Here is a 24,061-nt window from a genome sequence, read left to right as displayed (position 1 = left end):
GAACGGCACCACGAAGCACGGCACGACCGAGACAAGGGAGAACGGGATGACCACCGACCCGGTGGACGAGGGCGCGGTCGACAAGGGCATCGCCCGGACCAGCGTGATCATCGCCCTGCGCGACGACCTGCGGATCGCCGACTGCATCGCCTCGATCGACGAGGATGTGGAGATCGTCCTCGCGCTCAACGGTCCCAGCGAAGCGGTGCTGAAGCTCATCGCCGAACACCCCCGGCCGCTGACGGTCACCGAGATCGAGGACGTCGGCAACCTCGGCGCCGCCTACAACGCGGGTGCGGCCGCCACCGACCGCCAGTACCTGCTGCTGATGGACTCCGACTGCACCTTCGCCCCGGGCGTCGTCCGCGACATGGTCCGCGCGGTGCTCACCGACCCGGTGGTCAAGGGGCAGGTCGTGTACGGGGAGTCGGACGGCACCCTCAGTCAACTGACCGCCCGGGTGCGCGAGTTCGATGAGGGGGACTACGTCAGCGCGCTGTCCCCGCCGCTGATCTACAACCGCGACATCGTCGACCACATCGGCGGCTACCACTTCGACGAGCTCATCCACTGGTGCGAGGACCGGGAGTTCGACTTCCGGCTCCAGCTGGCGGGGATCCCCGTGGTGTACCTGCCGCAGGCGCGCATCTTCCACGACGCCCAGCACGGCTTCGCCAACATGCGCAGCTACTTCCGCTACGGCGTCGGCGAGGGCATCGCGCAGGAGACCGGCGTCTTCACCACGCCGGCCGTGCCCGTCGTGTGGCGGCTCTTCGAGGCATCGCGGACGCTGGTGCACTGCGCCAGGGACAAGGGTGTCGGCGCGGCCGCCTACTACGCCCTGCTGAAGGCGGCCTTCCACGTCGGCACCGCGCACCACCTGCTCAACGACCCCTACCAGGTGCGCGACCGCTACCCGGCGGCGGCCAAGCGGGCCCGGCTGGTGATGTCGATCCCGCAGCACAGCACCAAGCTGACCGGCGCCCAGGCCAGGCGCCTGCGGCGGGCGCACTGGGAGGCGGGCCGGCGGATCGAGAAGGTGGCCGACCTGTCGGTCTTCCACCCCGATGCCGCCGGCCCGGGCACCGCCGCGCCGTCAGTCGGCGAGGCGCGGCAGCAGCAGGCGTGAGGGCAGGTCACCGCCGTGGTGGACGGTGTGGTGCGCGGGGACCGGCGGATGCACGTCGAAGCGCGGCGCGTTGCTGGCCGCGACCTCGACGCGGACGCGGTGCCCCGGACGGAACACGTGCCCGACGGCTCCCAACCGCACGGTGACCTCGACCGCCCCGCTCCCCGCCGGATCCAGCCGCCGGATGCCGTCGCACAACAGCTCGGCCCGGCCGCCCGGGTGGACGTCGACGAGCTTGCCCGTCACGTCCGCCCCCGCGGCGTCCGGGGTGACGTACACGGTCAACACCGTGTCCCCGAGCACGGTCAGCGCGGCGGTGAGCGGCTCGCCGGTGAAGCACAGCACGTCGGCGCGCCGCTCCACCTCCCGCTGGTCCAGCGGCCCGCAGTCGCCGCCGGTGAACTGACCGGGCAGCGCGGTCGCCCCGCCGGTGGTCGGCACCGGGTCGGCCGGATCGTGGCGCAGCGGGTCGGCGCCGGCGCGGACCGGCGCGGGACCCGGCCGCAGGGTCCGGCCGGCGAGGTGCAGGACGAGGTCCTCGGTGCCCGGGACCGGCCAGTCGGGGAAGGTGCGCCACGCGTCGGCGCCGGTCACGAAGAGCCGCACGGGCTCCGGTTCGGGTGCGCCGCCCCGGCCCCGCAGGTGCCGGTCGAAATGCTCCAGGTGGAGGCCGGTGACATCGAGCCGGCTTTCGTCCGCGGCCAATCCGTAGCGGCGCTGCGGGAAAATCCCGTCGGTCACGCAGTGGGACCACGGGCCGACCACCAGTCGGGAATTCGCGCCGAATTCTCGAATTCCCCGGTAATTCTCCAGGGCGCCGTTCAGGAAAATGTCGTACCAGCCCGTCAGGTGCAGTGCGGGGATCTCGATCGCCGCGTACGCGTCACGGGGGGCGGCGCGCCGCCAGTACGGGTCGCCGCCGGGGTGCTCGCGCCACTGCCGCCAGTACGGAGCCAGCCGGTCCAGCAGCTCCGCGGCGGCCTCCGGGTCGCGGTACAGCTCGTCGATCCGGTCCACGGCCCCGGCCACCTCGGCGAGGTCGGCCGCCGCCAGACCGGCTCCGTCGAGCAGCAGGTCGTACAGCACCCAGTAGAGGAGGAACCCCAGCTGGAAGGCGCCGCCCTGGCGGGTCCAGCCCTCGTCGAAGCCGGAGCCGGCGACGTGCGGGACGACCGCGCCCAGGCCGGGCGGGCGTTCGCCGGCCGCGAGCAGCGCCGCCATCGCCTCGTACGAGCGGCCGAACAGCCCGGCGGTGCCGTCGCACCACGGCTGGTCGACCGCCCAGGCCACGGTGTCCGCGCCGTCCGCCGCCTCGTTCCAGTACGGCTCGAAGGCGCCCCCGGAGTCGAACCGGCCGCGCACGTCCTGCACCAGGAGCGCGTAGCCGCAGCGCACCAGGCGCAGCCCGTCGACGGAGGCGCCGCCGGGTGCTCCGGATTTCCCGTAGGGGGTCCGGCGGATCAGGACCGGGACCGGGCCGGCCGATTCGGGGAGGTAGAGGTCGGCGCTCGATAACGTGCCGTCCCGCAGGGGTATTTTCACGTCGTGTTCTATCGATATTCGCACCCGCTCATATTCCAACAGGACGAGGACAATCACAATGCAGTCCGCCGGAATCGCTTTTCTGGAACCCTTCTTCGCGACGGCCCGCGCCGATCCGGCCCGCCCCGCCGTCGTCGACAACGGGCTCGCCGTCGGCTACGGCACCCTCGCCGCCTGGGCGCTGGAGGTGGCCGGCTCCCTCGCACCGCGCACCGGGCGGCCGCAGCCGCCCGTGGGCATCGTCGCGCACCACTCGGCCCGGGACGTGGCGGCCGTCCTGGGCGTACTCGCGGCGGGCCGCGCCTACGTGCCGCTGGAGGCCGACCACCCCGCGGCCCGGCTGGAAGCGGTCCTGGACCGGCTCGGCGTCCGCGAGGCCGTCGCCACCGCGGACACCGGCTGGCAGCCCCCCGTCCCGGTGGTGCACCGCCCGCGCTGGACGCCCGCGCCGGTGACCCCCGCGCAGGCCGCCGCGCACCCCCGCTCCGGCGCGGGCCCCGAGGACCCCGCGTACGTGCTGTTCACCTCGGGCTCCACCGGCGAGCCCAAGGGCGTGGTGGTGCCGCACCGGGCGCCGGCCGCCGTGGTGCCGCTCCTGCGCGACCTGTACGGCGTCGGACCGGGCGAGAGCGTGCTGCACTTCCACGGCGCGGGCGGCGACACCAGCCTGGAGGAGATCCTCCCGACCCTGACCGCCGGCGCGACCCTCGTCATCGACGACGCGGCGCGCGAGCGCTTCGCCGAGGTCGTCGAGGACCAGCAGGTCTCCGTCGCCGTCCTGCCCACCGGCTTCTGGTACGCCCTCACCGGCGACCTGCTCCACCGGGGCGCCGAACTCCCGCCGTCCCTGCACACGGTGGTGATCGGCGGCGAGGCCGTACGCGCCGACATGCTCCGGCGCTGGCAGCGCCTCGGCGCGTCCGGCGTGCGGCTGCTCAACACCTACGGGTCCACCGAGACCGCGCTGGTGACGCACGCGGTGCAGTTGGCCGGGCCGGGCGCACCGGCACTCGCCGACCCCGACGGCGACCTGCCCGTCGGGCGACCGCTGCCGCACGTCGGCCAGTACGTCGACGCCACCACCGGTGAACTGCACCTGTCCGGGCCGGGTTTGGCCCTCGGCTACCACGGCGACCCGGCGGGCACCGCCGCCCGGTTCGCCGAGCGCGACGGAACCCGCTGGTACCGCACCGGTGACCTGGTGTCCGAGACGGCCGACGGCGCCGTGGTCTTCCGGGGCCGCTCCGACCACCAGGTCAAGATCCGCGGCCACCGGGTGGACCTGATCGCGGTGGAGGCCCTCGTCGGCGGCTGCGAGGGCGTGCTGGCCGTCGCCGCGGCCCGGGTGGAACGGGCCGAACACAGCACGCTGGCGGCGTTCTTCGTGCCGCTGCCGGACCACGACCCGGGCGCCGTCGCGGCGGCGGTCCGCGCCCGACTGGCCCGCACCGCGCCCCCGCACCTGGTGCCGAGCCTCCTCGTCCCGGTCGCGGAGCTGGAACGCACGCACACGGGCAAGGTGGACCGCGACGCCACCCGTGACCGGCACGTGCCGACCGCGGGGGCGCACCGATGACCGACACAGTCGCCAACACCCCCACCGACACCGGCGAGGACACGGCCGCCCTCGCCGCCCGCGCCTCCCGGCAGCTCGGCGTGGAACTCGACCCGGCGAGCGCCCGACCCGACGACACGGGCTGGGACTTCCGGGTCACCCACATCCGGGCCGTCGACGGAACCCCCTGGATCCTGCGCAGCCCGCGGCGGCCCGAGGCCGCGCGCCAACTCGTCGTGGAGGGAGCTGTGTTGGCCGCCGTGCGCGACCGCGTTCCGGTCCCGGTGCCCGACTGGCGCCTGCACGCCCCGGACCTGGTCGCCTATCCCCGACTGCCCGGCGAACCGGCCGGCGGCGAGGACCCCGACACTCTGGTCTACGGCTGGTCGACGGACCCGCTCGCCCATCCGGCCGGCTACCTGGAGCCGCTCGCCCGGACCCTGGTCGCGGTGCACGCCACCGCGCTGGAAGGAGCCGACGGCGCCCCGCTCCTGCCCGGCCCGGCCCCGGCCGGACCCGATGCCGTGCGCACCGCGATCGCGGCCCGGCTCGCCCGGGCCCGGGCCGAACTCCCGCTCCCCGCACGGGGGATCCGGCGCTGGGAGAGCTGGCTCGACGACGACGACCTGTGGCCGCGCCGGCTGACGCTCGTACACGGTGACGTGCACCCCGGGCACACCCTCGTGGTCCGCCCGCCGGCCGGGCCGCCGGTCCTGTCCGGGCTGCTGGACTGGGCCAACGCCGCCGTGGGCGACCCGGCGGTCGACTTCGTCGACATGCTCTACGCGGGCGGGACCGAGGTCCTCGACCGCCTCCTGGACGCCTACCGGGCGGCGGGCGGCGAGGTCCGCGCCGGCATGCGGGCGCACGTCCTGGCACGGGCCTCGTTCCTGTGGGTGCACGTGGCCCTGCGCGGCCTGGACACCGGCCGCCCCGCCTGGGTGCGCACGGCGCTGACCCGGATGGCGCCGTGACCGGGCCCGCCGGTGCGGAGCCGGACCGCATGCCGGACCGCATGCCGGCCCGTACGACGGGCCGCACGCCCGGGGGAGCGGCGTACACCCTCCACGCCCCGGCCGGTGCCGGGGGCGCACCGGTGGTGCTGGTCGCCGGGGCGGGCGGCAGCGGGCGGATCTGGGAGCACCACCAGGTGCCCGCGCTGACCGCGGCCGGGCACCGGGTGGTGACCTTCGACCACCCGCCCGGGGCGGGCGGACCGGCCGGACTCGCCCGCGCGGTGAGCGAGCTGGTGAGCGTCCTGGGCCTGCCGCCCTGCCCCTTGGTCGGCCACTCCCTCGGCGCCCTCGCCGTCCAGGAGCTGCTCCTGGAGGAGCCGCGGCTGGCCAGTGGCGCGCTGCTCGCCGCGACCCGGGGGCGGCCCGATCCGGTCGGTCGGGCGATGGCGCGCGCCGAAGCGGCCCTCGCCGACGCGGGCGGCAGCCGGCTGCCGCCCGCGTACGAGGCCTTCGTCCGCCTCGGACAGAACCTCTCGCCGCGGACCCTGGCCGACGGGGGCGCGGTCGAGGAATGGCTCGACCTGTTCGAAATCGCCGCGCTGACCGCCCCCGCGACCCTCCACGGCCCCGCCGCGCCGGACCGCGACCGGCTGGCCGACTACGCCCGGATCACCGCACCGGTGCGGGTCGTGGGCTTCGCCGACGACCTGCTGGCGCCCGCGCCGCTGGGCCGGGAGGTGGCGGGGGCGATCCCCGGTGCCCGCTGGACGGTGCTGCCCGACACCGGCCACCTCGGCTTCCTGGAACGGCCCGCCGCCTTCAACGCCCTCCTGCTGGACTTCCTCGCCACCCTGACCCCGACCGACCCCGGAGCAGCCCGTGTCCACTGAAACGGCCCCCGCCACCGAACCCGCCACCGAACCCGCCACCGCGCCCGCCACCGCGCCCGCCACCGCGCCCGGCGTGGACGTCGTGTACGTCGGCCAGGAGGCGCCCGGCTCCTGGGCCGCGGCCGTGTACCTGTGCGGCCCCACCCCCGTCGACCCCGCCGAGCCCTCCTGGCGCCCGGACGCCGTGGCCGCGCTGCGGGCCGCGTGGTCGGGCACCGGCAGGCTGGTGGTCTTTCTGCCCGAGCCGGCACCCGGTGGCGGCTACCCCCCGTACGCGGACCAGATCGCCTGGGAGGAGGAGGCCATGCGCCGCTCGGACGCGATCCTCTTCTGGATCCCCCGGGACATGGAGCGGCTGCCCGGCCTGGTCTCGAACATCAAGTGGGGCACCTGGTGCGCCTCCGGCCGCGCCGTGCTCGGCGCGCCGCCGCGGGCCGAGCGCATGGCGTACCTGCTGCACTTCGCCGAGGCGCTGGGCGTGCCCGTGGAACGGACCGTCGGGGGCGCCGCCGCCGCGGCCCTGCGCGTCGCCGGCCCGGGGGAGGAGCGGGCCGGCGGTGAGCGCTCCGTACCGCTGGCGGTGTGGCGCAGCGCGGAGTTCCGGCAGTGGTACGCGCGGCGCCGCGAGGCCGGAGACCGCCTGCTCGACGCGCGCGTCGAGTGGTACGCGCCGGACGCCGGCCCGGACGCCGCCGCCTGGCTGCTGACCGTCGAGGTGGCGCCGGGCGACGGGGCCGCCCCCGGCGTCCACCGGCTGCTCGCGGCTCAGGGGCAGGGAGCGCTCATGTAGAGGGCGTGCTCGCCCTCCGACTCGGTGCCCTGGTAGAGGGTGGTGTCCAGGCCGCAGAAGGCGAAGCCCATCCGGCGGTAGGCGTGCACTGCCGGGGCGTTGACGTTGGTGACCTCCAGCCAGACGTGCCCGGCGCCGCGCTCGCGCGCCACGTCCCGCGCGCGCCCCATCAGAGCCCGGCCCACGCCACGGCCCCGGTGCTCCGGGGCGACCTCGATGTCCTCGATGGTCAGCCGGCGGTTCCACGGGTTGTAGGAGACGGTGACGAAGCCGGCGAGCCCGCCGTCGGCGCCGACGGCCACGACGGTGTGGTCGCCGTCCTCCTCGCCGTCCTCCTCCTCGCCGTCCTCACCGTCCGCGCCGCCGCTGCCGTCATCCTCGGGGAAGACCTTGGTCAGGGGCGGGTCCACCGGGACCTCGCGCAGCGCGAAGCCGTCGGCGGTGACGGCCACCCGGAAGACGCTCGTGGTGGTGAAGGACCCGTCGAGCGCCTCGATGGCCTCGGCGTCCTCGGGCCGGGCGGCCCGGAGCGCGTAGGCCGCGCCGTCGGTGCCGGGGGTCTGCAAAGGAGTGGTCATGGCGCGAGGCTACGACCGTCCTGCCCGGGAAGGGGCGGGTTTCAGCCGGTTACGACGCCCCGCGCGGCCCCCGCCCGCAGGCCGGGGCCCGGCCGGGACGGACCCGGCCGGGCCGGCTGCGGTGGGTCAGGCGGGGAGCAGCGCCTCGATGGCGGCGAGGACCTCGGGGGCCTCGGGCTCCGTGCGCGGACGGAAGCGGCCGACGACCTCGCCCGCGGGGGAGATCAGGAACTTCTCGAAGTTCCACTGGATGTCGCCCGCCTCGCCCTCGGCGTCGGCGGTCTTCACCAGCTCCGTGTACAGCGGGTGCCGGTTCTCACCGTTGACCTCGGACTTCTCCAGCATGGGGAAGGTGACGCCGAAACCGGTGGCGCAGAACGTCTGGATGTCGTCCGCCGTGCCGGGCTCCTGGCCGCCGAACTGGTTGCACGGCACGCCGATGACCGTGAAGCCCTTCTCGGCGTACTTGGACTGGAGGCGGGCCAGTCCCGAGTACTGCGGGGTCAGCCCGCACTGGGAGGCGGTGTTCACCAGCAGGATCGCCTTGCCCTTGTGCGCCGCGAGGCTGGTGGGCTCGTCGGACAGGGTGTTCAGGGGGATGTCGTACAGGCTCAAGGCGCTCTCCTTGGAAGGGCAGGACTGACAGAGGGAGCAACAACGCGCGCGAACGACGTGTTCCGCCGCGTTCCGCGTTCCGCGTTCCGTCCGACCCTAGGGCGTCCCGCCGGGCTCAGCCCCGGGCCCCCGTCCCCACCAGTTCGTCCGCCGGGTCGTTGACCGGCTGTGGCATTCCGGTCAGGTCCATCACGAAGAGCGGTATGCCCAGGTCGTCCGCGCGCTCCCTGGCGTCCTGCGTGTACCCGGCCAGGGAGAAGTAGGCGCAGGACGAGGACGCGGTCAGGCCGTTCAGCCAGACGCACTCCACCGCGCGCAGCCCGGTCGGCGCCGTCGTCGGATCCACCTGGGCGACCAGTCCGGGCGCCCGCAGGTCCACCGCCGCGGCGGGCAGCGCAGGCCCGTCGGGCTGGCGCACGTCCGTGAAGCCCAGCCAGCGCAGGTACAGGGCGGCCGTCGACACCGCGTCCCGGGCCGTACGGATGGTCACCGGCCGGAAGGCGGGCCGCGGCGCGGGCGCGGTCGGCGGCAGCGGGATGTGCGCGGCCCGCGGATCCGCCAGGTGCCCCGGATCCACCGCGTGCCCCTGGTGCCGGGGACGTCCCGGATCCCCGGGGCCCACGGAATCCACCGGGTGCACCGGCACCCGGCACACCGTCCCGCACGACCCGCAGCCCACCTCGGGGTGCGGCCACTCGCCCACCCGCCCGCAGGCCCCGCACCGCACCGCGACCCAGGCCTCCGACCAGGTGCGCCGGGTCAGCGGCCGGGGTGCCGCCGAGCGGTCCAGCGGGGGTGTGACCGGGCTCCCGCAGGCGCAGGGGAAGGCGGGGGCGGTGTAGCCGTTCTCGCGCAGGCACGCCGGGCAGCGCACCGGGACCGATTCCGCCATGGCCGTGTGCCCCCTCCGTCGCCGCGCACCCCCGCGGGTGGGTCCATGCTCCACCACCGCCGTGCCCCCGGACCCGGTCATTAGTACAACTCACCGAGAAGATCGCGGCTTTTGGTGCTTTCCGGGGTTCCCCACCGCCTTGACGTGCGGGAGGCCGCCGCTTAGCTTGTTCCGTATAGTAGAACAAAACTTCCGGATTACGGAAAAGCCTGACCGTCAGACCCGCAGGAGAACTCGATGCCTCGTATGACAGCCGCCGCCGCTGCAGTGGAGATCCTCAAGCGCGAGGGCGTTTCGCAAGCGTTCGGCGTGCCCGGCGCTGCGATCAACCCGTTCTACCGCGAGCTCAAGAACGTGGGCGGCATCGCCCACACCCTCGCCCGCCACGTCGAGGGCGCCTCGCACATGGCCGAGGGCTACACCCGCACGACCCCGGGCAACATCGGCCTTTGCATCGGTACGTCCGGCCCCGCCGGTACCGACATGATCACCGGCCTGTACTCGGCCATCGCGGACTCGATCCCGATCCTGTGCATCACCGGTCAGGCCCCGGTCTCCAAGCTCCACAAGGAAGACTTCCAGGCCGTCGACATCGCGTCGATCGCCAAGCCGGTCACCAAGAAGGCCACCACGGTCCTGGAGGCCGCGCAGGTCCCCGGCGTGTTCCAGGAGGCCTTCTACCTGATGCGCTCCGGCCGTCCGGGCCCGGTCCTCATCGACCTCCCGATCGACGTCCAGCTGACCGAGATCGAGTTCGACCCCGACCTGTACGAGCCGCTGCCGGTGCACAAGCCGGCCGCGACCCGCAAGCAGGCCGAGCGCGCGATCCAGTACCTGCTCGCCTCCGAGCGTCCGCTGATCGTCGCCGGTGGCGGCATCATCAACGCCGACGCCTCCGACCTGCTGGTCGAGTTCGCCGAGCTCGTCGGCGTCCCGGTCATCTCCACCCTCATGGGCTGGGGCACCATCCCGGACGACCACGAGCTGGCCGCCGGCATGGTCGGCGTCCAGACCTCGCACCGCTACGGCAACGCGACGTTCCTGGAGTCGGACTTCGTCCTGGGCATCGGCAACCGCTGGGCCAACCGCCACACCGGTTACAACCTGGACGCCTACCGCGGCGACCGCAAGTTCGTCCACGTCGACATCGAGCCCACCCAGATCGGCAAGATCTTCGCCCCGGACCTGGGCATCGTCTCCGACGCCAAGGCCGCGCTGACGATCTTCATCGAGGTCGCCAAGGAGCTCAAGGCCGAGGGCAAGCTGCCCGACTACAGCGCCTGGGTCGCCTCGCACCTGGAGCGCAAGGGCTCGCTGCAGCGCCGCACGCACTTCGACAACATCCCCATGAAGCCGCAGCGCGTCTACGAGGAGATGAACAAGGCCTTCGGCCCGGAGACCCGCTACGTCACCACCATCGGTCTGTCCCAGATCGCCGGTGCGCAGATGCTGCACGTCTTCAAGCCGCGCCACTGGATCAACTGTGGCCAGGCCGGCCCGCTCGGCTGGACCATCCCGGCCGCGCTGGGCGTCGCCACCGCCGACCCGCAGACCCCCGTCGTCGCCCTGTCCGGCGACTACGACTTCCAGTTCATGCTGGAGGAGCTGGCCGTCGGTGCGCAGCACAAGATCCCGTACGTCCACGTCCTGGTGAACAACGCCTACCTGGGCCTGATCCGTCAGGCGCAGGGTGGTCTCGGCATCAACTTCGAGGTCAACCTCGAATTCGAGAACATCAACGCCCCCGAGCTGGGCGTCTACGGCGTCGACCACGTCAAGGTCGTCGAGGGTCTCGGCTGCAAGGCCATCCGCGTCACGGACCCGAACGAGCTGGGTGCCGCCCTGGAGGAGGCCAAGAAGCTGGCCGCCGAGTTCAGCGTCCCGGTCGTCGTCGAGGCCATCCTGGAGCGCATCACCAACATCTCGATGAGCAAGACGGTCGACATGAGCGACGTCACCGAGTTCGAAGAGCTCGCGACCGAGCCGGGTCACGCCCCGACCGCGATCCGCCCGATCTCCGCCTAGTTCCACGCCTGGTTCCACCAGGCCGGTCTAGCAGCACCGAACGGCCCCCGTCCCTCCTCCAGGAGGGACGGGGGCCGTTCCGCGTCACATCCGGGCCCCAGGTCCCGCCCCCGTTCCACCGGACGGCCCGGTCCCGCCCGCCCCCCGACGGGCGGGCCCGGGCCCTAGAGGGGCTCGGCGGGGCGCCGGCCCAGCTCCGCGTCCACCGCGCCGGAGAGCAGGGCGCGGGCCCGCTCGACCGTCAGCGAGCCGCTCAGCCAGCGCTCGCTCAACCCCTCCACCAGCGCCGTGAGCCGCTCCGCGACGTCCTCCGGGTCGGCCCGCAGGTCGGCGAGTCCGGCCGCCTGGGCATCGGCGACCGAGTCGGCGGTGTCGCGGCACCAGGTGCGCGTGGATCGGGCCAGGGTCTCGCGCAGGTCGTCGTCGAAGATGGCGCTGGCCCGCAGCTCGCCCCACGCGATGCTGTTCTCGCGGACCCGGGCGGTGTCCTGGAGCTCGCCGAGCAGGAGCTGGAGGAGGAGCGCGCGGGGGTCCTGCGCGCTGCTGTGGGCCTCGTCGGTGTAGCCGGTGGCACGGGCGCTGATGAAGTCGAGGGTGCGCCGGATCAGGCCCGCGCGGTCCTTGAAGTGGTAGTAGATCAGCGCGGTCGAGACGTCGGCCTCGGCCGCCAGCTCCTCGACGCGCAGGCCCCTGACGCCGCTGCGCGCGATGACCCGTACCGCTGCTTCGAGGATCAGCACTTGACGATCTGCCACGCGGATCGCACCTTCCGGTCGGTTACCCCTTGACTGACCTTTCAGTCAGGTATCACGATAGCCCTCACCGGCCTTCCTGACCCGCCTTTCAGGCGAATCGTTCTGACTGAAAATTTAGTCAGCCGAAAGGAGCCGGGGCCCGCCGCACCGAGGGAGTACTCCGATGAACCCGCGCATGCCCGCCGAGTGGGCCGAGCACGAAGCCTGCCTGATGGCCTGGCCGACCCGTCCGTCCCTGTGGGGCCCCGCCTTCGAGGCCGCCAAGCACGAGTACGCCGCCGTGGCCCGCGCCATCGCCGCCTTCGAGCCGGTCATCATGATCGCCGCACCCGGCCGCGCCGACGAGGCCCGCGCCTTCTGCGGCGACGACCCCGGCATCGAGGTCACCGAGCTGCCCCTCGACGACTCCTGGCTCCGCGACTCCGCCCCGATCTTCGCCTACGACGAGCACGGCGCCCGCGTCGGCGTCGACTTCCGGTTCAACGCGTGGGGCGAGAAGCACCACCCCTGGGCCGCCGACGACAAGCTCTCGGCGCTGCTGCTGGACCGCCTCGGCATCCCGCGCGTGCACTCCTCGATGATCCTGGAGGGCGGCGCCTTCACCGTGGACGGCGAGGGCACCCTGATCACCACCGAGCAGTGCCTGCTCCACCCCAACCGGAATCCGCGGATGAGCCGCACCGAGATCGAGGACGAGCTGAAGCGCCGGCTCGGCGTCGAGAAGGTGATCTGGCTGCCCTACGGGGGCCTGGAGGACACCGAGACCGACGGACACGTCGACGGCGTCGCCGCCTTCGCCGCGCCCGCCAAGGTGGTCGTCTCCCTCCCGGAGGACCCGGCGCACCCCGACTACGCCCGGATGCGCGCCAACCTCGCCGTCCTGGAGGCCAGTACGGACGCCCGCGGCCGCGCCCTGGAGATCGTCAAGGTCCCGCAGACCGTCTACGGCGAGGTGGACGGCGCCCCGGTCGAGGTCTGCTACCTCAACTTCTACCTGGCCAACGGCGGCTGCGTGGTCCCGGTCGGCGGCACCGCGGCGGACGAGGCGGCCCTCGCCGTCATCGCCGAGGCCCTGCCCGGCCGCAAGGTGGTCGGCGTACCGGCCCCGGTCCTCGCCTACGGCGGTGGCGGCGTCCACTGCATCACGCAGCAGATCCCGAAGGACCTCACCGCATGAGCACCGCCGCCCCCGCCGCCGGTACGGGCACCGTCACCGCCACGGCGTCGGCCGACGGGTACGAGCTCCACACCTGCTACGGCTCCCCGCTCGGCTCCCCGGCCCGGTTCCAGCCCGCCGAGCGCCCCGCGCTGCGCGTCGGTCTGGTCCAGATGCGCTGGTACGCCGACGAGGCCGAGCACGACGAGCGGCTGCGCGAGGGCGTGGCGCTGGCCGCCTCCGAGGGCGCGAAGGTGGTCTGCCTGCCCGAGCTGACCCGCAGCCCCTACTTCTGCAACACCGACGACCCCATGGCCGACGGCGCCGCCCGCTACCTGGAGGACGTGGAGAGCGGCCCGACCGTCCGGCTGATCACCGAACTGGCCACCGGCCTCGGCATCACCGTGCACGCCTCGCTCTACGAGCGGGCCGAGGACGGCGGCCTCGGCTACAACACCGCCGTCTGCGTGGACCCGGACGGCAAGCTGATCGCCCGCACCCGCAAGAACCACATCCCGGCCTTCCCCGGCTACCGCGAGGACCTGTGCTTCCGCCCCGGCGACAGCGGATTCCCGGTGGTCGGCCTCGAAGGGGCCCGCTTCGGCTTCCCGACCTGCTGGGACGAGTGGTTCCCCGAGCTGGCCCGGGCCTACGGTCTGCACGGGGCGGAGATCCTGGTGCACCCCACGGCCATCGGCTCGGAGGTGGACCTCCCGGACTTCGACACCCGGCCCATGTGGGAGCACGCGATCAGCGCCAACGGCCTGGCCAACGCCCTCTTCATGATCGTGCCGAACCGGATCGGCACCGAGGGCCGCTCGACCTTCTACGGGTCCTCGTTCATCTCCGACCCCTACGGCCGGGTCGTGCTCCGCGCCCCCCGCGACCGCCCGGCCGTCCTGGTCGCCGACCTCGACCTCGACCAGCGCCGGGACTGGTTGGAGTTCGGCCTGATGCAGACCCGGCGCCCGGAGCTCTACGGCCAGCTCACCGAGCGGACCGGCTGAGAGCCCGTACAGCCCGTACAGCCCGTACAGCCGGTACCGGGCGCTGCGGACACGACAAAGCGCCGAGTCACGGGACCGTCCGTGACTCGGCGCTCTGGTCTGTTACCGCCCGACGGGACGAGGCTGGCGCGACAGGACATTCGCACCCGCCGGGCGGGGTATGTGGGGCACTGCTGTGACTCCGACGGGCGGGGTCTAGGGGGAGGTGGTCCTGCTCGTTCTCCTTGGTCCACAGGGGGCTCTGTGCGTGGCCCCCTATATATAAGGAGAAGGAGAGGAGTGGCTGGGACCGCGGTGGTGGCGACAGGACACCTTGGCTTCGTCTCCCTCAGGTCAAGAGACAAGCCGCTGGGCCTTTACCACCGCACTGGCTCGACACCACCGCGGTCCTCGTCCTGCCCCCACCGCGTACCACCCCTCATCCGGTTTCGCGGTGCGGGCTCAGCACCCGGAATCTGACCTCCCGTCAAATTCCGGACGCAGCCTGTGGGCTCTCAGCCTTCGCGCAGGGCGCGAACGGCCTCCTCGACGCGCTTGCCGTAGTCGGCGTCCGCGGCGTGGAAGTGAGCCAGGTTCTTCTCGATGACGTCCTCCAGGGTGACCTGCGAGAGGCCACCGGCGATGTTCGCCACCAGACGCTGCTTGGCGTCCTCGGACATCAGCCGGTAGAGCTCGCCGGCCTGGAAGAAGTCGTCGTCCTTGGTGTGGGCCGGGGCCTCGTGCGTGCCCGTGTAGCCGCTGACCGCGAGCGGAGCGCCGAGCGCCAGGCCGGTCTCGGCCGGACCCTGGTGCGAGTTGGGCTCGTAGTTCTTGTCGTGGCGCGAGCCGTTGCGCAGCGCCATGACGCCGTCGCGGCCGTAGTTGTCGGCCTTCGTCGCCTTCGGGGCGTTCACCGGGATCAGGGTGTGGTTCACACCGAGGCGGTAGCGCTGGGCGTCGGCGTAGGCGAAGAGGCGACCCTGGAGCATCTTGTCCGGCGAGGCGGTGATGCCCGGGACGAAGTTGTTCGGGGAGAACGCCGACTGCTCGACCTCGGCGAAGACGTTGTCCGGGTTGCGGTCGAGGACCAGGCGACCCACGCGCTGCAGCGGGTAGTCGGTGTGCGGCCACACCTTGGTGAGGTCGAAGGGGTTGAAGCGGTAGTCCGCGGCTTCGGCGGCCGGCATGATCTGGACGTAGAGCGTCCAGCTCGGGTTCACGCCGCGCTCGATCGCCTGGAGCAGGTCGGTCTGGTGCGAGTTCGCGTCCGAGCCGACGAGCTCGGCGGCCTGCTCGCCCGAGAGGCAGCGGATGCCCTGGTTCGTCTTGAAGTGGTACTTGACGAAGAAGGACTCGCCCTGGGCGTTGGTCCACTGGTACGTGTGGGAGCCGTAGCCGTTCATGTGGCGGTAGGACGCCGGGATGCCGCGGTCACCCATCAGCCAGGTGATCTGGTGCGTCGCCTCGGGGGCGTGCGCCCAGAAGTCCCAGACGTTGTCCGGCTCCTGCTTGCCCGTGAAGGGGTCGCGCTTCTGGGAGTGGATGAAGTCGGGGAACTTGATCGGGTCCTTGATGAAGAACACCGGGGTGTTGTTGCCGACGAGGTCGTAGTTGCCCTCTTCGGTGTAGAACTTCAGGGCGAAACCGCGGGGGTCGCGCACGGCGTCCGCGCCGCCGAGCGAGTCGGCCACGGTGGAGAACCGCAGGAAGGTCTCGGTCTTCTTGCCGACCGTGTTCAGGAACGCGGCGCTGGTGTACGCGGTGACGTCGTCCGTCACCTCGAAGTGGCCGTACGCGGCGCTGCCGCGGGCGTGCACCACGCGCTCCGGGATGCGCTCGCGGTTGAAGCGGGCGAGCTTCTCAAGGAGCTGCTGGTCCTGAATCAGGAGCGGGCCACCGACGCCGGCGGTGGCGGAGTTCTGGTTGTCGGCGACCGGGGCGCCGGACTCGGTCGTCAGCGTGCGCTTCGACATGGTGACCTTCCGTACGGGTAACTGCTGGCGGAAAGAGTCTTCCGTCATGCGGAGGAGCCTAATTTCGGCAAGAACTCAACGTCAACAGTTTGTTGAAGAAAGATGAAGAAAGGCTGGAGGTGAGGTGATCCGGACGGTGCCGGCGCTTGGGCGCGACAGGACAGGTGTCAGCACCGGCACCATCCGGAAACTCAGGTCCCCCGAAGGGGAGGGAGCGGCGGCCCGGCGTGCGGGCCGCGGGCTCAGATCTGGGCGCCGGAGAGGCGCTCGACCGCGCGCAGCAGCGCGGAGTGGTCCAGGCCGCCGTCACCCTGGGCGCGCAGCGAGGCGACCAGCTGGGCGACGACCGCGCCGACCGGGAGGGCCGCACCGACGTTGCGGGCGGCGTCGGTGACGATGCCCATGTCCTTGTGGTGCAGGTCGATCCGGAAACCGGGCTTGAAGTCGCGGTTCAGGAAGTTGTCCTTCTTGCGGGTCAGGACCGTGGAGCCGGCCAGACCGCCGTTGAGGACGTCCAGGGCGGCCTGGAGGTTCACGCCGGACTTCTCGAGGAAGACGACGGCCTCGGCGCACGCCTGGATGTTCACCGCGACGATGAGCTGGTTCGCGGCCTTGACCGTCTGGCCGGAGCCGTGCGGGCCGCAGAGCACGATGGTCTTGCCGAGGGTCTCCAGGACCGGGAGCGCCTCGTCGAAGTCGGCCTGCTCGCCGCCGACCATGATCGACAGTACGGCCTCGATGGCACCGGCCTCGCCGCCGGAGACGGGCGCGTCGATGACGCGGATGCCCTTCTCGGCAGCGTTCTTCGCCAGGTCGACCGAGGTCTGCGGGGTGATCGACGACATGTCGATGATCAGCGCGCCGGACTTGGCGTTCTCGAGGATGCCGTTCGGGCCGTACGAGATGGCCTCGACCTGCGGGGAGGCGGGCACCATCGTGATGATGACGTCGGCGTCCTTGACGGCCTCGGCGATCGAGCCGGCGGCGCTGCCGCCGGCGGCGGCCAGGCGGTCCAGCTTGTCCTGCTCCAGCGTGAAGCCGGTGACCGAGTAACCGGCCTTCAGGAGGTTCTCGGCCATGGGGGAGCCCATGATTCCGAGGCCGATCCAAGCGAGCTTGGGGAGGTTGCTCATGATGAGGGTCCTTCTCTTAATGCTTTGTACGAAAAGTGTGTGGCGTGCCTGGCCGATCGCCCGGACTTTGTCCGCCTACTTCGCGGCGCGGGCCTCGGCGGCCAGCCACTCGAAGGACGCGGCGGCGTCGGCGGCCTTGTACTCGAGGCCTACGTAGCCCTCGTATCCGGCCTTCTTCAGCTGGTCCAGGAGCTCCTCCAGGGGAAGCTCGCCGGTGCCGGGGGCGCCGCGTCCCGGCTTGTCCGCGATCTGGACGTGCCCGGTCTTGGCGGCGTACTTTTCGATGACCTCGGAGAGGTCCTCATCGTTCATCGCCAGGTGGTACAGGTCGAGCAGGAACTTGGCGTTGCCGAGGCCGGTGGCCTCGTTCACCTTGTCCACCACCTCGATGCCGGCGGGGGCGCTCACCAGCGGGTAGAGCGGCGACTCCGGCTTGTTGAGCGTCTCGATCAGGAGGATCGCTCCGACCCGGTCGGCGGCGCGGGCCGCCACGACCAGGTTCTCCAGGGCCAGCTCGTCCTGGACCGCCGGGTCCACACCCTCGACGCGGTTGCCGTAGAGGGCGTTCAGGGCCTTGCAGCCGACCGAGGCGGCGAAGTCCGCGGCCACGTTGATGTTGGCGTTGAAGCGGTCCGACTCCTCGCCCGGCACGGATACCGCACCGCGGTCCGGTCCGGGCAGCTGGCCGGCGTAGAAGTTCAGGCCCACCAGCTGGGTGCCGGCGTCCTCAAGAGCCTTCTTGAGGGCGTCCAGCTCCGACTGGGCGGGAGTGGGGGTTTCGATCCAGGGCCACCACAGCTCGACCGCGGTGAAGCCGGCCGCGGCGGCAGCCGCGGGACGCTCCAGGAGCGGGAGTTCCGTGAAGAGGATCGAGAGGTTCACATCGAAGCGCTGGTCCGTGTATCCCATGAGGGGTGTGCGCTCCTTCCGTATCGCGGAAGTTGTTTTCTGCTTGATGGAAGACTGCATCGAGGTTCGCGTGGCTGTCAAGTGCGGACTCCCGAAAAATCCCGAGTGCGGGGTAGCTTGACCGCGTGCGATTGAGAGTGGAGTTCACGACCGAGCCCTTCGATCTCGAAGAGGCTCCTGCCCATGCCGTGGCCGCTCGCGAGGTCATGCGGCGGGCGCACCTGGACGCGATGGACGTCGGTCCCTTCGGCAATACCGCCGAGGGGGAGTCGGACGCCGTGCTGGACGCGGTCACTGCGCTGCTGCGCGACGCGCTCGGCGCCGGCGCCACGCGGGTGTCCCTCCAGGTCAATGTCATCGGGGAGGGAACGCCGTGACCGAACCCCGCGACCACCCGTTCGTCGCCGCGGTCAAGCCGCTGGTGGACGCGATGGGCGGCGAGCTGATGGATCCCGCCCTGGCCCAGCCGGACGACGTCGTGCTCGCCTGGGAGGGCCAGGACCTGCTCGCCGTGCGGCTCCCGCAGCTGTCCGACTCGCTGGACCACATCCTGTCGGCGCTGGAGCGCCGGCACGGCGTACCGTTGTCGCAGCTGGACCGCAAGACCAAGCAGGACGTCGTGCGGATACTGGAGGCGCGCGGCGCCTTCTCGGTCCGGCACGGCGTGGAGACGGTCGCGGGCGCCCTCGGGGTCAGCCGCTTCACCGTCTACAACTACTTGAACAGGGAGTCGAACCCTCCCAAAGCGGCCGGCAAGCCGACCCCGGAGTGAACGTCGCTTGACCCACAGTGACGAGCCGCCGCCCTATTCACCCGGGCGGCGGCTTTTGTGTACGGGAAGTTTCAACAAAGTGTTGACGCCGTGTTGTCGAGGGCGTTAGCTATGCCCAGCCCGTTAAGCAACAAGGCCACGGAGGCCTACCGTGACTTCGAGTCCGACCCCGGGTCTCACCCGGATCAACACCTTGGACGACAGCGCGGCCACGGCTGAGCTGCACGAGGTGTGCGCCAGCTCGGCCTGGGGGAGCAAGATGCTCGCCCAGCGCCCCTTCGCCACCGTCGACACCCTCTTCTCGGCCAACGAGTCCGCCATGGCGGAACTGACCGCCGAGGACCTGGGCGAGGCGATGGGGGGACACGCGCCGATCGGCCGGCCGAAGCCTGGTGACCCGACCTCCGCCCGCGAACAGCGGGGGATGGCCGGAGCTTCCGAAGAGCTGAAGACCGAGCTGCTCGAACTGAACCTGGCCTACCAGGAGAAGTTCGGACACGTCTTCCTCATCTGCGCCACCGGTGCGACCGGTGAGTTCATGCGGGACGCGGTCAAGACCCGGATCGCCCACTCGCCGGAGCAGGAGCGAGAGATCGCCCGCGGCGAACTGGTGAAGATCAACCGGATCCGCCTGACCCGACTCGCCGAGGAAGAGAGCGCATGAGCACCGACACCACCGCTTCCGTGTCCACGCACATCCTGGACACGAGCATCGGCCGCCCCGCCGAAGGCGTGGCCATCGCCCTGTCGGCCCGTACGGGCCTCGACGGCGCGTGGACCGCCCTGGGCGGCTCCGCCACCGATGTGGACGGCCGCTGCAAGGACCTGCCGGCTCTGCCGGAGGGCACCACCCACGTACGCCTCGATTTCGAGACCGAGACGTACTTCGCAAAGAAGCAAGCCGAGGCGCAGCAGGACGCCCCCCGCGTAAGGGACAGCGGTGCGTTCTTCCCCGAGGTGACCATCACGTTCGCGGTCAACCCGGGCGAGCACTATCACGTACCGCTGCTGCTCAACCCGTTCGGCTACTCCGTTTACCGAGGGAGCTAGTCATGGCCACGATTCTGGGCCAGAACCAGTACGGCAAAGCAGAGAACCGCGTCGTCAAGATCACGCGGGACGGCGACACGCACCACATCAAGGACCTGAACGTCTCGGTCGCCCTCTCGGGCGACATGGACGACGTCCACTACTCCGGCTCGAACGCCAACGTGCTTCCGACGGACACCACCAAGAACACGGTGTACGCGTTCGCCAAGGAGCACGGCATCGAGTCCGCCGAGCAGTTCGGCATCCACCTGGCGCGCTGGTTCGTGAACAGCCAGGAGCCGATCAAGAAGGCCCGGATCCGGATCGAGGAGTACTCCTGGAGCCGGATCGCCACCTCGGACGCCAACTCGAAGTTCATCGGCTCCGACGAGGTGAACCACTCCTTCGTCCGTGAGGGCCAGGAGACCCGGGTCACCCAGATCACGTACGACGGTCAGAACTGGGAGGTCATCTCCGGCCTCAAGGACCTGACCGTCATGAACTCCACGAACTCCGAGTTCTGGGGTTACGTGAAGGACAAGTACACGACCCTCAAGGAAGCCTACGACCGGATCCTGGCGACCCAGGTCTCCGCCCGCTGGCGCTTCAACTGGTCGGACGACGAGCAGCGGATGCCCAACTGGGAGAAGTCCTACGCCGAGGCCCGCAAGCACATGCTGCAGGCCTTCGCGGAGACCTACTCCCTGTCGCTGCAGCAGACCCTGTACCAGATGGGTTCGCGCATCATCAACCACCGTTCGGAGATCGACGAGGTCCGCTTCTCGCTCCCGAACAAGCACCACTTCCTCGTCGACCTGGAGCCCTTCGGCCTCAAGAACGACAACGAGGTCTACTTCGCCGCGGACCGCCCGTACGGTCTCATCGAGGCGACGGTCCTCCGGGACGGCGTCGACGCCCGCATCCCCGTGGACATGACCAACCTCTGACGCGGCACGCGCGTCCCGGGGCTCCGCAGTGGCCCCGGGACCGCGCGACACCCTTCAACTTCCTGAATCGGCACCCGGACGCACCACACGGGGCGGCAGTACTGTCAGCTGTCAAGGCCCCCGGCTCCGGCACTCAAAACCCTGGGCTTTGCCGTGCCCGTACCGCCACTGAAAGCACGAGGAAGTCCCATGGCAGCATCGGCAGCCATTGACGGCGCGGTAGAGCGCATCGTCATCGAGAACTGTGCGATTGCGACCGTCGACGCGAAGGACACCGAGTACGCCTCGGGCCACGTCGTCGTCGCCGGCAACAAGATCGAGTCCATCGGCGCGGGCAAGGCCCCCGAGAACCTCGAGAACGTCGTCCGTCGGATCGACGGCACCGGGCACCTCGTGACCCCCGGTCTGGTCAACACGCACCACCACTTCTACCAGTGGATCACGCGTGGTCTGGCCACCGACCACAACCTCTTCAACTGGCTCGTCGCGCTGTACCCGACCTGGGCGCGCATCGACGAGCAGATGACGTACACGGCCGCGCAGGGCTCCCTCGGTGCGATGGCCAAGGGCGGCGTCACCACCGCCATGGACCACCACTACGTGTTCCCCAAGGGCTCCGGCGACCTCTCCGGCTCGATCATCCGCGCCGCGTCCGAGATGGGCGTCCGCTTCACCCTCGCCCGCGGCTCGATGGACCGCAGCGAGAAGGACGGCGGCCTGCCGCCGGACCACGCGGTCGAGACCCTCGAAGGCGCGCTCGCCGACACCGAGGCGACCGTGAAGAAGTACCACGACGCCTCCTTCGACGCGATGACCCAGGTCGCCGTCGCCCCCTGCTCCCCCTTCTCGGTCTCCACCGAGCTGCTGAAGCAGGGCGCCGAGCTGGCCCGCCGCCTTGGCGTGCGCATGCACACGCACGGCTCGGAGACCGTCGAGGAGGAGCAGTTCTGCAAGGAACTGTTCGGCATGGGCCCGACCGACTACTTCGAGTCGACCGGCTGGCTCGGCGAGGACGTGTGGATGGCGCACAGCGTCCACATGAACGACTCCGACATCGCCGCCTTCGCCCGTACCAAGACCGGCGTGGCGCACTGCCCGTCCTCCAACGCGCGCCTGGCCGCGGGCATCGCCCGCGTCCCGGACATGCTCGCCGCCGGTGTTCCGGTCGGCCTCGGCGTGGACGGCACCGCCTCCAACGAGTCGGGCGAGCTGCACACCGAGCTGCGCAACGCGCTCCTCATCAACCGCCTGAACACCGTCCACCGCGAGCGCGCCCTCAACGCGCGCCAGGCCCTGCGCCTGGGCACCTACGGCGGCGCCCAGGTCCTCGGCCGGGCCGACAACATCGGTTCGCTGGAGGTCGGCAAGTGCGCCGACCTGGTGATGTGGAACCTCAGCACCTTCCTGCACTCCTCGATCGCCGACCCGGTCACCGCGCTGGTCTTCGGCGCCGCGGCCCCCGTGACGGCTTCGTTCGTCAACGGCAAGCAGATCGTCGAGAACAACCGACTGCTCTTCGCGGACGAGGACGCCATCGCGGTGTCCACCCGTGAAGAGGCGCAGCGCCTCGCGCGGATCTCCGCGCAGGCCTGACCCACGGAGTCCGGTCGGGGGGGACGGCCCTCGACCGGTCGCCGCGGACCCGAGCGGGGTCCGCGGCAGCCGCTCCCGGGTGGTGCCGCCTTCTTTTCGGCGCCCCCGGGGACGGTGACTCGTGCCACTCGCTCCGCTCTCCCCACCGCGCGCACCCCGCGCCACTGCCACGGCACCTCCAGCCCTCCGCCACCCCCCCCATAACTCCACACGGTTCACAGGCTCGACTCGCACAGCTTTCGCACCACCTCCAAGACACCCACGTCCCTGCCGACGTGTTTAACCGACCGGAGGAAGCCGTGGCCGCAATGCCCAGGTTTCGCAAAGACGCAGTCGCAGTAGCGGAGGAGAAGCACCCGGTCGACGAGACCCTGCCTCCGCTGAAAATGTTCACGAGCGGTCTCCAGCACGTGGCCGCCATGTACGCCGGTGTGGTCGCCCCGCCGATGATCGTCGGTCCGGCCGTCGGGCTCTCCCCGACCGAGACGGCCTTCCTGATGGGCGCCTCGCTCTTCACCGCAGGACTCGCCACCCTCCTCCAGACCCTCGGGTTCTGGAAGATCGGCGCCAAACTCCCCTTCGTCAACGGCGTTTCCTTCGCCGGTGTGACCCCGATGATCGCGATCGGCAAGGGCGAGGGCGCCGACGCCATACCCGTCATATTCGGCGCGATCATGGTCGCCGGTCTGCTGGGCTTCTTCGCGGCCCCCTACTTCGGCAGGCTGGTCCGCTTCTTCCCGCCGGTCGTCACCGGTACGGTGATCACCCTCATCGGCGTATCGCTGCTGCCCGTGGCCTTCAACTGGTCCCAGGGCGGCAACCGCACCGCCACCGACTACGGCTCGATGCGGAACATCGGGATGGCCGCCGTCACCCTCGTCGTCGTCCTGCTGATGCGCAAGTTCCTGCGCGGCTTCCTCCAGCAGATCGCGATCCTGCTCGGTCTGGTCGTCGGCACGCTGATCGCGATCCCGCTCGGCATGACGGACTTCGCCCCCATCAAGAACGCCGACCTGGTCGGCTTCCCGTCCCCGTTCCACTTCGGGGCCCCGCAGTTCCAGGTCGCCGCCATCATCTCGATGTGCATCGTCATGCTGGTCTGCATGACCGAGTCCACCGCCGACATCCTGGCCCTGGGCAAGATCGTGGGCCGCCCCGCGGACGCGAGGACCATCGAGGGCGGACTGCGCGCCGACACCCTCGGCAGCGCCATCAGCCCGCTCTTCAACGGCTTCATGTGCAGCGCCTTCGCCCAGAACATCGGGCTGGTCGCCATGACCAAGGTGCGCAGCCGGTTCGTCGTCGCGGCCGGCGGCGGCATCCTGATCCTGCTGGGCCTGTGCCCGATGGCGGCGTCCGTGATCGCCCTGGTCCCGCTGCCGGTGCTCGGCGGCGCGGGCATCGTCCTCTTCGGTTCGGTCGCGGCCAGCGGCATCCAGACCCTGGCGGGCGCGGCCATGGAGAAGGGCGAGAACGCCCTGATCGTCGCCGCCTCCCTCGGGATCGGCCTGATCCCGATCGCGGCCCCGACCTTCTACCACGCCTTCCCGAAGGACCTGCTGGTCGTCCTCGACTCCGGGATCAGCACGGGCTGCGTGGTGGCGATCGCGCTCAACCTGGCCTTCAATCACCTGGGCAGCAGGCAGGGCGCGGCGCAGACCGCGGCCCCGGAAGCGGTCCCGGCGCATTGAGCGGACGTACGGCGGTGGGGGGGCCCCCCCCCCCCCCGGGGGGGGGGGGCCCCCGGGGGGCCGGGGGGGCGGGGGCGGGGGGGGGGGGGGGGGGGGGGGGGGGGGGGGGGGGGGGGGGGGGCGGCACCCCGGCCGGGGGGGGGGC

General features: G+C 71.4%; 23 protein-coding genes. 15 read left to right on the top strand and 8 right to left on the bottom strand.

Annotated features, from left to right (window positions below):
- Nucleotides 1-46 precede the first annotated feature (46 nt).
- A complete protein-coding gene (locus ACIQWR_RS16110) occupies nucleotides 47-1,129 on the top strand; it encodes a glycosyltransferase (RefSeq protein ID WP_404009226.1) in 1,083 nt (360 codons plus the stop codon).
- On the opposite strand, the gene ACIQWR_RS16105 is transcribed toward ACIQWR_RS16110, so the two are convergent.
- Nucleotides 1,097-2,671 carry a CocE/NonD family hydrolase gene (locus ACIQWR_RS16105; protein ID WP_404009223.1) on the bottom strand — a complete coding sequence of 525 codons (1,575 nt, stop codon included), beginning with the start codon at nucleotides 2,669-2,671 and terminating at the stop codon, nucleotides 1,097-1,099. The two genes, ACIQWR_RS16110 and ACIQWR_RS16105, sit on opposite strands and share 33 nt — an antisense overlap.
- A 58-nt stretch (nucleotides 2,672-2,729) precedes the next feature.
- Here ACIQWR_RS16105 and ACIQWR_RS16100 point away from each other — a divergent pair, with 58 nt between their 5' ends.
- Genes ACIQWR_RS16100 through ACIQWR_RS16085 form a run of 4 tightly spaced genes read left to right on the top strand, consistent with a single transcriptional unit; the run spans nucleotide 2,730 to nucleotide 6,862 of the window.
- On the top strand, nucleotides 2,730-4,247 hold the full coding sequence (locus ACIQWR_RS16100; RefSeq protein ID WP_404009219.1) for an AMP-binding protein: 1,518 nt from the start codon (nucleotides 2,730-2,732) through the stop codon (nucleotides 4,245-4,247).
- Nucleotides 4,244-5,200, top strand: a complete 957-nt coding sequence (locus ACIQWR_RS16095) for a macrolide 2'-phosphotransferase (RefSeq protein ID WP_404009216.1) — start codon at nucleotides 4,244-4,246, stop codon at nucleotides 5,198-5,200. The genes ACIQWR_RS16100 and ACIQWR_RS16095 overlap by 4 nt, the downstream gene beginning before the upstream one ends.
- A gap of 29 nt (nucleotides 5,201-5,229) precedes the next feature.
- Nucleotides 5,230-6,072 carry an alpha/beta fold hydrolase gene (locus ACIQWR_RS16090; protein WP_404009213.1) on the top strand — a complete coding sequence of 281 codons (843 nt, stop codon included), beginning with the start codon at nucleotides 5,230-5,232 and terminating at the stop codon, nucleotides 6,070-6,072.
- Nucleotides 6,062-6,862, top strand: coding sequence for a nucleoside 2-deoxyribosyltransferase domain-containing protein (locus tag ACIQWR_RS16085; protein WP_404009210.1), 801 nt, complete (start codon nucleotides 6,062-6,064; stop codon nucleotides 6,860-6,862). Before ACIQWR_RS16090 ends, ACIQWR_RS16085 begins: the two co-directional genes overlap by 11 nt.
- Here ACIQWR_RS16085 and ACIQWR_RS16080 read toward each other — a convergent pair.
- The 3 genes from ACIQWR_RS16080 to ACIQWR_RS16070 all read right to left on the bottom strand — a co-directional run bounded on the left by ACIQWR_RS16080 (nucleotide 6,838) and on the right by ACIQWR_RS16070 (nucleotide 8,947).
- On the bottom strand, nucleotides 6,838-7,440 hold the full coding sequence (locus tag ACIQWR_RS16080; protein WP_404009207.1) for a GNAT family N-acetyltransferase: 603 nt from the start codon (nucleotides 7,438-7,440) through the stop codon (nucleotides 6,838-6,840). The genes ACIQWR_RS16085 and ACIQWR_RS16080 overlap by 25 nt on opposite strands.
- A gap of 126 nt (nucleotides 7,441-7,566) precedes the next feature.
- Nucleotides 7,567-8,055, bottom strand: coding sequence for a glutathione peroxidase (locus ACIQWR_RS16075; RefSeq protein ID WP_404009204.1), 489 nt, complete (start codon nucleotides 8,053-8,055; stop codon nucleotides 7,567-7,569).
- Nucleotides 8,056-8,170: 115 nt separating this feature from the next.
- The gene (locus ACIQWR_RS16070) at nucleotides 8,171-8,947 is read right to left on the bottom strand and encodes a hypothetical protein (RefSeq protein WP_404009201.1); all 777 of its coding nucleotides are present in this window, start codon (nucleotides 8,945-8,947) and stop codon (nucleotides 8,171-8,173) included.
- Between the two features lie 237 nt (nucleotides 8,948-9,184).
- On the opposite strand from ACIQWR_RS16070, the gene gcl reads away from it, so the two are divergent.
- Nucleotides 9,185-10,972 carry a glyoxylate carboligase gene (gcl, locus tag ACIQWR_RS16065; protein WP_404009198.1) on the top strand — a complete coding sequence of 596 codons (1,788 nt, stop codon included), beginning with the start codon at nucleotides 9,185-9,187 and terminating at the stop codon, nucleotides 10,970-10,972.
- A gap of 164 nt (nucleotides 10,973-11,136) precedes the next feature.
- Here the strand turns inward: gcl and ACIQWR_RS16060 are convergent, their stop codons facing one another.
- Entirely contained in the window at nucleotides 11,137-11,727 is a 591-nt protein-coding gene (locus tag ACIQWR_RS16060; protein WP_404009195.1) for a TetR/AcrR family transcriptional regulator, read from the bottom strand.
- Between the two features lie 163 nt (nucleotides 11,728-11,890).
- Between ACIQWR_RS16060 and ACIQWR_RS16055 the strand changes: the two genes are divergently transcribed.
- Both ACIQWR_RS16055 and ACIQWR_RS16050 read left to right on the top strand, forming a co-directional pair.
- Nucleotides 11,891-12,904: an agmatine/peptidylarginine deiminase gene (locus ACIQWR_RS16055; RefSeq protein ID WP_404009192.1), complete on the top strand. Its 1,014-nt coding sequence runs from the start codon at nucleotides 11,891-11,893 to the stop codon at nucleotides 12,902-12,904.
- Complete coding sequence (locus ACIQWR_RS16050; protein WP_404009189.1) at nucleotides 12,901-13,890, top strand: nitrilase-related carbon-nitrogen hydrolase; 990 nt, start codon at nucleotides 12,901-12,903, stop codon at nucleotides 13,888-13,890. Before ACIQWR_RS16055 ends, ACIQWR_RS16050 begins: the two co-directional genes overlap by 4 nt.
- 494 nt (nucleotides 13,891-14,384) lie before the next feature.
- Here the strand turns inward: ACIQWR_RS16050 and ACIQWR_RS16045 are convergent, their stop codons facing one another.
- The 3 genes from ACIQWR_RS16045 to ACIQWR_RS16035 all read right to left on the bottom strand — a co-directional run bounded on the left by ACIQWR_RS16045 (nucleotide 14,385) and on the right by ACIQWR_RS16035 (nucleotide 17,884).
- Nucleotides 14,385-15,842: a catalase gene (locus ACIQWR_RS16045; RefSeq protein WP_404009393.1), complete on the bottom strand. Its 1,458-nt coding sequence runs from the start codon at nucleotides 15,840-15,842 to the stop codon at nucleotides 14,385-14,387.
- Nucleotides 15,843-16,084: 242 nt separating this feature from the next.
- Nucleotides 16,085-16,975, bottom strand: a complete 891-nt coding sequence (locus ACIQWR_RS16040; RefSeq protein WP_404009186.1) for a 2-hydroxy-3-oxopropionate reductase — start codon at nucleotides 16,973-16,975, stop codon at nucleotides 16,085-16,087.
- Between the two features lie 75 nt (nucleotides 16,976-17,050).
- Complete coding sequence (locus ACIQWR_RS16035) at nucleotides 17,051-17,884, bottom strand: TIM barrel protein (protein ID WP_404009183.1); 834 nt, start codon at nucleotides 17,882-17,884, stop codon at nucleotides 17,051-17,053.
- Between the two features lie 125 nt (nucleotides 17,885-18,009).
- On the opposite strand from ACIQWR_RS16035, the gene ACIQWR_RS16030 reads away from it, so the two are divergent.
- From ACIQWR_RS16030 to ACIQWR_RS16000, 7 genes are all read left to right on the top strand, one after another.
- Nucleotides 18,010-18,261 carry a hypothetical protein gene (locus ACIQWR_RS16030; protein ID WP_354383872.1) on the top strand — a complete coding sequence of 84 codons (252 nt, stop codon included), beginning with the start codon at nucleotides 18,010-18,012 and terminating at the stop codon, nucleotides 18,259-18,261.
- Nucleotides 18,258-18,656, top strand: coding sequence for a helix-turn-helix domain-containing protein (locus tag ACIQWR_RS16025; RefSeq protein WP_399260369.1), 399 nt, complete (start codon nucleotides 18,258-18,260; stop codon nucleotides 18,654-18,656). Before ACIQWR_RS16030 ends, ACIQWR_RS16025 begins: the two co-directional genes overlap by 4 nt.
- A 151-nt stretch (nucleotides 18,657-18,807) precedes the next feature.
- Nucleotides 18,808-19,320 carry a 2-oxo-4-hydroxy-4-carboxy-5-ureidoimidazoline decarboxylase gene (gene uraD, locus ACIQWR_RS16020; protein WP_404009179.1) on the top strand — a complete coding sequence of 171 codons (513 nt, stop codon included), beginning with the start codon at nucleotides 18,808-18,810 and terminating at the stop codon, nucleotides 19,318-19,320.
- Nucleotides 19,317-19,706, top strand: a complete 390-nt coding sequence (gene uraH, locus ACIQWR_RS16015) for a hydroxyisourate hydrolase (protein WP_399260365.1) — start codon at nucleotides 19,317-19,319, stop codon at nucleotides 19,704-19,706. The genes uraD and uraH overlap by 4 nt, the downstream gene beginning before the upstream one ends.
- Nucleotides 19,707-19,708: 2 nt before the next feature.
- Complete coding sequence (gene pucL, locus ACIQWR_RS16010) at nucleotides 19,709-20,632, top strand: factor-independent urate hydroxylase (RefSeq protein WP_404009176.1); 924 nt, start codon at nucleotides 19,709-19,711, stop codon at nucleotides 20,630-20,632.
- Nucleotides 20,633-20,821: 189 nt separating this feature from the next.
- Complete coding sequence (locus ACIQWR_RS16005) at nucleotides 20,822-22,225, top strand: 8-oxoguanine deaminase (RefSeq protein ID WP_404009173.1); 1,404 nt, start codon at nucleotides 20,822-20,824, stop codon at nucleotides 22,223-22,225.
- A 299-nt stretch (nucleotides 22,226-22,524) separates the two neighbouring features.
- The gene (locus ACIQWR_RS16000; protein WP_404009171.1) at nucleotides 22,525-23,916 is read left to right on the top strand and encodes a nucleobase:cation symporter-2 family protein; all 1,392 of its coding nucleotides are present in this window, start codon (nucleotides 22,525-22,527) and stop codon (nucleotides 23,914-23,916) included.
- Nucleotides 23,917-24,061 lie beyond the last annotated feature (145 nt).

The sequence above is a fragment of the Streptomyces sp. NPDC098789 genome (genome assembly GCF_044759975.1).
Lineage (GTDB): Bacteria > Actinomycetota > Actinomycetes > Streptomycetales > Streptomycetaceae > Streptomyces.
Note: the sequence above shows the minus strand (reverse complement) of the source record. Positions and strands in the feature narration are given on the sequence as shown.